The sequence below is a fragment of the Bradyrhizobium sp. Leo170 genome (genome assembly GCF_004296405.1).
Taxonomy (GTDB): Bacteria; Pseudomonadota; Alphaproteobacteria; order Rhizobiales; family Xanthobacteraceae; genus Bradyrhizobium.
Map to the genome: position 1 here is coordinate 1 of NZ_PSRR01000457.1, position 5348 is coordinate 5348.

Sequence of the window (5348 nt, forward strand, 5' to 3'; positions counted from 1 at the left end):
GTCTCCACTGGCAACGGTGTCCGCGGAGAGAACCCCTCACCCCGCTTCGCTTCGCGAAGCGACCCTCTCCCACAAGGGGAAAGGGTGAACCGCGCATTTACATCGGCGGCGTAAGCCCGTCGCGGCCGACGCTGATGCGGTTGGTCTCGAGCGAGCCATCGGGCGACTTTTTCGTGAATGCGATGATCTTGGCGCCTGCCTTGAGCTCGGACTTGTCGCCGGGGACGTAGGTCACGACAGGTGTGTCAGGCGAGACCATCACCTTCTTCTCGCCGCCCTTGTATTTGACGAGCAGCGTGTGGCCGTCATTGCTGACCACGGATTCGGCGACCGTCGCATTGGTCATGCTGCTGTTGGGACGTGTGTCCCAGGGCCGCGAGCCCTCGCCGGTGCCGCGCATCTCCTCCGGGAAGACGTGGACTTCCACCGCTTTCGGCGTGCCGTCGGAACCCGGCACGGTCGTAGCGCCGATGAAGGAACCGACCTTGATGTCGGATAGCGCGATCGTGACGATGCCGGCAACGCGCGCATCGCCCGTCATATGCAGCTTGACGTCCTCACCGCTGCGCGACTTGACCTCGATCGTGTCGCCGACGACGCTTTCGATGGTCCCGCGCACCCGCGAGGACACAGGCGGCTGTTGCGCGATCGCATAGAGGGTTGATGCCGCAACCATGGCGACGGCAAATAGCGGGCGGGCGAGCGTGGAACGGTAGGGAGGCATAGCGAGAGCTCCGGGTGGATCACCTCTCCAGAGACCCCGCTGTCGCGGCGATATTTCGCGCACTCAAGCCTTTGTGAGATCGTCCTCGACCAGCGCGCGCAGTTCCGGCGTCACTTGCGGGCGCTGGCCGAACCACAATTCGAAGCCGCGCACCGCCTGGTGCAGGAGCATGCCGAGCCCGTCGGCCGTCTTCAATCCGCGCGCCTCGGCGGCTGCAAGCAGCGGCGTCTTCAGTGGAACATAGACAAGGTCGGCGACGACGGCATTTGGCGGCAACAAGCCGACGTCGAGGTCGAGCGCCGGCTGGCCGTGCATGCCGAGCGAGGTGGTGTTCACCAACAGCCTCACGCGCGGCAACAGATCGGCAAGCGCGTCCCAGCCAGCCGGCTCGACGCGAGAACCGAACTGATCGGCAAGCGCGCGGGCACGTTCGATGCTGCGGTTGACGAGGTGAATGCGCTGCATGCCGCGATCGAGCAATCCGAACACCACGGCGCGCGCCGAGCCGCCGGCGCCCAGCACCAGCGCCTCGGTCGCCTGGCCCCAGCCGGGCGCGGAGGCGTCGAGATTGTTGATGAAACCTTCGACGTCGGTGTTGGTCGAGCGCAGCTCGCCGCCTTCGTACCACAGCGTATTGGCGGCGCCGACCGCGCGGGCGCGCTCGTCAGGCACCGACAGCGCCAGCGCGCGCTCCTTGTGCGGGATCGTGACATTGGCGCCGACGAAGCCATGCGTCGACAGATGCAACACGAACTCGGCAAAGCCCTCCGGCGGGATCGCCTCGATGTTGTAGCCGCCCTCGATGCCGAGCTTCCTCAGCCAATAGTGATGAATCAGCGGCGAGCGCGAATGCGCGGCCGGCCATCCGATCAGGCATGCGGCGCGGGCTTTGGTCGGTGCGGTCATTTCAGTCCAATCGGACAAGCGATGCGGACTGTCAACATTCACTTATCCCGCACTGCGACGATCGCGGTGAGTACGACGGCGGCGCCTGCGGCGAACCAGACCGCGGAAAGATTGAGGTGGAGATAAGCGAGCGCGCCGACGGTCGACCCCAGCACCAGCGCCGTCCATAACAGGAGGTTCGGCAGCCAGGCCCAGCGCGGGCCGCCGGTCAGCGCCGCCCCAAGAAGCTGGCCGGCCTTGACGAGCGCGCCGGTGACATAGGTGAGGCCGAGGCCGGCGCCGCCGCGAATCTGGAACATCGCATTCTCCAGTCCCATCGCGAACACGATGCCGCCGACCGCGACCGTCGGCGAGCCGAACGTATAGGCGAGCGCGGAGCCGACGAGCAGCAGCGTTTCCGTCAGCAACAGCCAGGTCTGGCGACGGCCGCCGCGCGCCAGAACGATCAGGCTGCCCGCCGCCGCGCCGAACACGAAGGTCACGATGATGCCAATGGTTTGCGCCGCCGCGAACCAGTTCGCCTCGGTCAGGTTGACGCCGAGACGCGTCGAATTGCCGCTCATGAAGGAGACGAACAGGCCGCCGAGATGCAGATAGCCGATGCCGTCGAGATAACCGGCGAGCGCGCTCAGCGCGCAGGCCAGCGTCATGTTACGGCGCGAGTCAAGCATGCGTCACGCCGTCCACTCGTAGACCTCTTTCTCGTAGGCTTCCGTGAAACCGGCGCGCCGCAGATTGCGGTACGAATGTTCCAGCATGTACATGGTCTCGGAGACCTGCACTGTGCAGCCCATCTGCTCGGCGCGTTCGACCCGCTTTGCGATGAGCGCCTGCTGCGCGCCGCGCTTGCGATGGCTTTCGGCGGTGGTCGCGGCCAGGAGATAGCCGATGTCCTCGAACAGGCAGAGCGCGGCGATCGCCACCGGCTGATCGCCGTCGAACGCCATGTAGTGCACGAAGCCCCTGCGGCCGGCCGAGCGCGCATATTCCGGCCATAGCGTGTCGCCGAGCTGATCGCGCGCCGCATCGATCTCGTCAGTGGTCACCTCGCGGATGCCAAGATCGGTTGTGAAATGAAGCGGCGAATAGGCCGTGCGCCACAAGGTTGGATATCCGGTGCGGCGTGCGCGCGACAGGCCACCCGCCTCGAGCCGCGCCCGCATCAGGTCCATGTCGGGACCAGGGCTCAGCCAGACAAAGAAGCGCTTCACACCCTCAGCCGTGAACAGATCGATGAAGCGCGCGACCGCATCATCCGTCATGGCGGGATCAGCGCCGCAGAGATAGACGCGATTGAGATTGGCGGATGGAAACGGCGCCTGACGTTCGGGATCGATGGTCACGTAGCAGTGACCGAACGGCGGACCGTCGAACTGCCGGCGCACAAGCCGGTAAGGCTGACAACGGCCGTCCAGCCATTGCGTCAGCCGCCGCATTTTCAAGGAGAGATCGACAACTTCCATGGCGATGCGGGGATCATGACCCTCGATCCGGGGCCATGATCCTAGCAACACTTATGCCGCCACGCGATGCGCCGCAATAATTTGATCGGCTGTCCGGCCGGTCACTTCAGCCATGTGATCGAACTGCCGGGTGAAGCTGCCGGCGCCGGCGGTGGCCGAGCGGAGTTCCACGATCAGGTCGCCGATTTCGGCTTCCGGCATGGTGGCGCGGACGCAGTCCCAGCCGGCCCAGCCCTCGCGGGTGTCGAAACCGAGGATCTGGCCCCGCCGCGCCGACAGGATGGCGTTGATCTTGGCGGTGGCGTCGGTCGGGCAGACGATTTCGACCATGTGGATCGGTTCCAACAGCACCGGATGACAGTTCGGCAGCGCCTCGCTGACGCCAATCCGCGCTGCAGTGCGGAACGCGAGATCGGAGGAGTCGACGCTGTGGTAGGAACCGTCGGTCAGGCGCACATGGACGTCGACCACGGGAAAGCCGAGCGGACCCTTCAGCAGGCCGTCGACCACACCCTCCTCCACCGCGCCGATATAGTTCCGCGGCACCGCGCCGCCGACCACGGTCTCGTCGAAGGTGAAGCCGGAGCCGCGTGGCAAGGGCTTTAGTTCCAGCACCACGTCGCCGAACTGGCCGTGGCCGCCGGACTGCTTCTTGTGCCGCCCGCGTTGGGTGATCGGTTTCCGGATGGTCTCCTGATACCCGATCGCAGGTGGGTGCGATTTGACGTTGACGCCGAAGCGATCACGCAGCCGTTCCACCGCGACGCGCAGGTGCATCTCGCCCTGCCCCCACAGCACGGTATCGTGCGTGCGCTGGTTCTGGATCTGGGTCAGCGACGGATCCTCCTCGTTCAGCCGCAACAGCGCCTGCCCGAGCTTGACGTCGTCCTTGCGGTCGGTGGCCGCGACCGACATCGCCAGCACCGGCGACGTCGGCTCGACCTTCACCAGCGACGGCGGCGCGGTCTTGCCGCTCGCCATTGTGTCGCCGGTCTTGATCGCATCGAGCTTGCCGAGCGCAACCGTATCACCGGCTTCCGCGGCGGCACGCTTGGTGTCGAACGCGCCGCCTGCGGCGAGGATACCGGAAACGCGGCCGGTCTCGCCGGACGAGGAGATCAGCGTCGCGCCATCGTCCAGACGGCCGGCGAGCAGTCGAGCCAGCGACAGTTTGCCGCCGTGCTGCAAATGCACGGTCTTGAACACATAGGCGAGCGCATCCTTCGTTTCGGGGGCGCCAAGGCGCTTGGCGGTTTCGGCGATGCCGGGCGATTCATGGCGCAGCGCCTTCATCAGGCGCAGCACGCCGTTCTCGCGCAGGGCCGAGCCGAGCAGCACCGGACAGATCACGCCTTCGCGCAGTTCGCGGGCGAGATCGTCGAACACGGCGTCGCGCGGCGGCTGAATGTCCTCGAGCAACTGCTCCATCAGCGCGTCGTCATGGTCGGCAAGCTTCTCCAGCATCGAGAAGCGCGCTTCCTTCTCGCGATCGAGATCGCCGCCTTCGAGCGCGACCACCTCCGACGGCTTGTGCTCGCGATAGACGAAGGCGCGTTCCAGCGCCAGATCGACGAAACCCTCGATCAGATCGCCGTTCCAGATCGGAATTTGCCTGAGCACCAGCGGCACGCGCGAGGCCGGCTGCAGCGTGGCGAGCGTCTCGCGGACGCGCTTGTTGGCGCGATCGATCTTGTTCAGGAACAGGAAACGGGGAATGGCCAGCTCTTCCAATTCGCGCAGGATGAGCTGCAATTGCGGCAGCTTCTTCTCGTCGGCCTCGCAGACCACGACCGCGGCATCGACCGCGGGAAGCGCCATGCGCATATCGTGCGCGAATTCGACCGAGCCGGGACAATCGAGGAAGGTGTAGCTGTCGCCCATGAAGGTCGTGGTGGCGGCGGTAAGCCCGACGCTCATCTTGTGACTGCGCGCTTCGGCACTGGCGTCGCCAACGGAACTTCCGGCATCGACACTGCCGGCTGTCCGGATCGCACCGGTTCGCGCCAAGATCGCTTCGAGAAGTGTGGTCTTACCGCTCTGAAAAGGGCCCACCAGTGCAATGCACCGTGGACCTCGGGGACTTCTGACGTCTTGTCCCATTGCCGTCTCCTCGTCTGGAGCTCGGCCCTTGATTGGGTCGGCAATCGTCGATGCTCCGCCCGTCGCGGGCGTTTGGCAAGCGGGAACACGCGCGAAAACGTCGCTGCGTTGCGATGTAATGGTCTAATGCAATGAAGCGTGCACGACTTCTTGCC

General features: G+C 65.5%; 5 protein-coding genes. All 5 read right to left on the bottom strand.

Annotated elements, in window-relative coordinates:
- Window positions 1-97: 97 nt before the first annotated feature.
- The 5 genes from CWO89_RS40240 to CWO89_RS40260 all read right to left on the bottom strand — a co-directional run bounded on the left by CWO89_RS40240 (window position 98) and on the right by CWO89_RS40260 (window position 5193).
- Window positions 98-676, bottom strand: coding sequence for a hypothetical protein (locus CWO89_RS40240; protein ID WP_463703201.1), 579 nt, complete (start codon window positions 674-676; stop codon window positions 98-100).
- A gap of 111 nt (window positions 677-787) precedes the next feature.
- Window positions 788-1630, bottom strand: coding sequence for a shikimate dehydrogenase (locus tag CWO89_RS40245; RefSeq protein WP_130583816.1), 843 nt, complete (start codon window positions 1628-1630; stop codon window positions 788-790).
- A gap of 38 nt (window positions 1631-1668) precedes the next feature.
- On the bottom strand, window positions 1669-2301 hold the full coding sequence (locus tag CWO89_RS40250) for a YoaK family protein (protein WP_130583817.1): 633 nt from the start codon (window positions 2299-2301) through the stop codon (window positions 1669-1671).
- A 3-nt stretch (window positions 2302-2304) separates the two neighbouring features.
- Window positions 2305-3093 carry a GNAT family N-acetyltransferase gene (locus tag CWO89_RS40255; protein WP_130583818.1) on the bottom strand — a complete coding sequence of 263 codons (789 nt, stop codon included), beginning with the start codon at window positions 3091-3093 and terminating at the stop codon, window positions 2305-2307.
- A 51-nt stretch (window positions 3094-3144) separates the two neighbouring features.
- Window positions 3145-5193, bottom strand: coding sequence for an elongation factor G (locus CWO89_RS40260; protein WP_130583819.1), 2049 nt, complete (start codon window positions 5191-5193; stop codon window positions 3145-3147).
- Window positions 5194-5348: the final 155 nt, after the last annotated feature.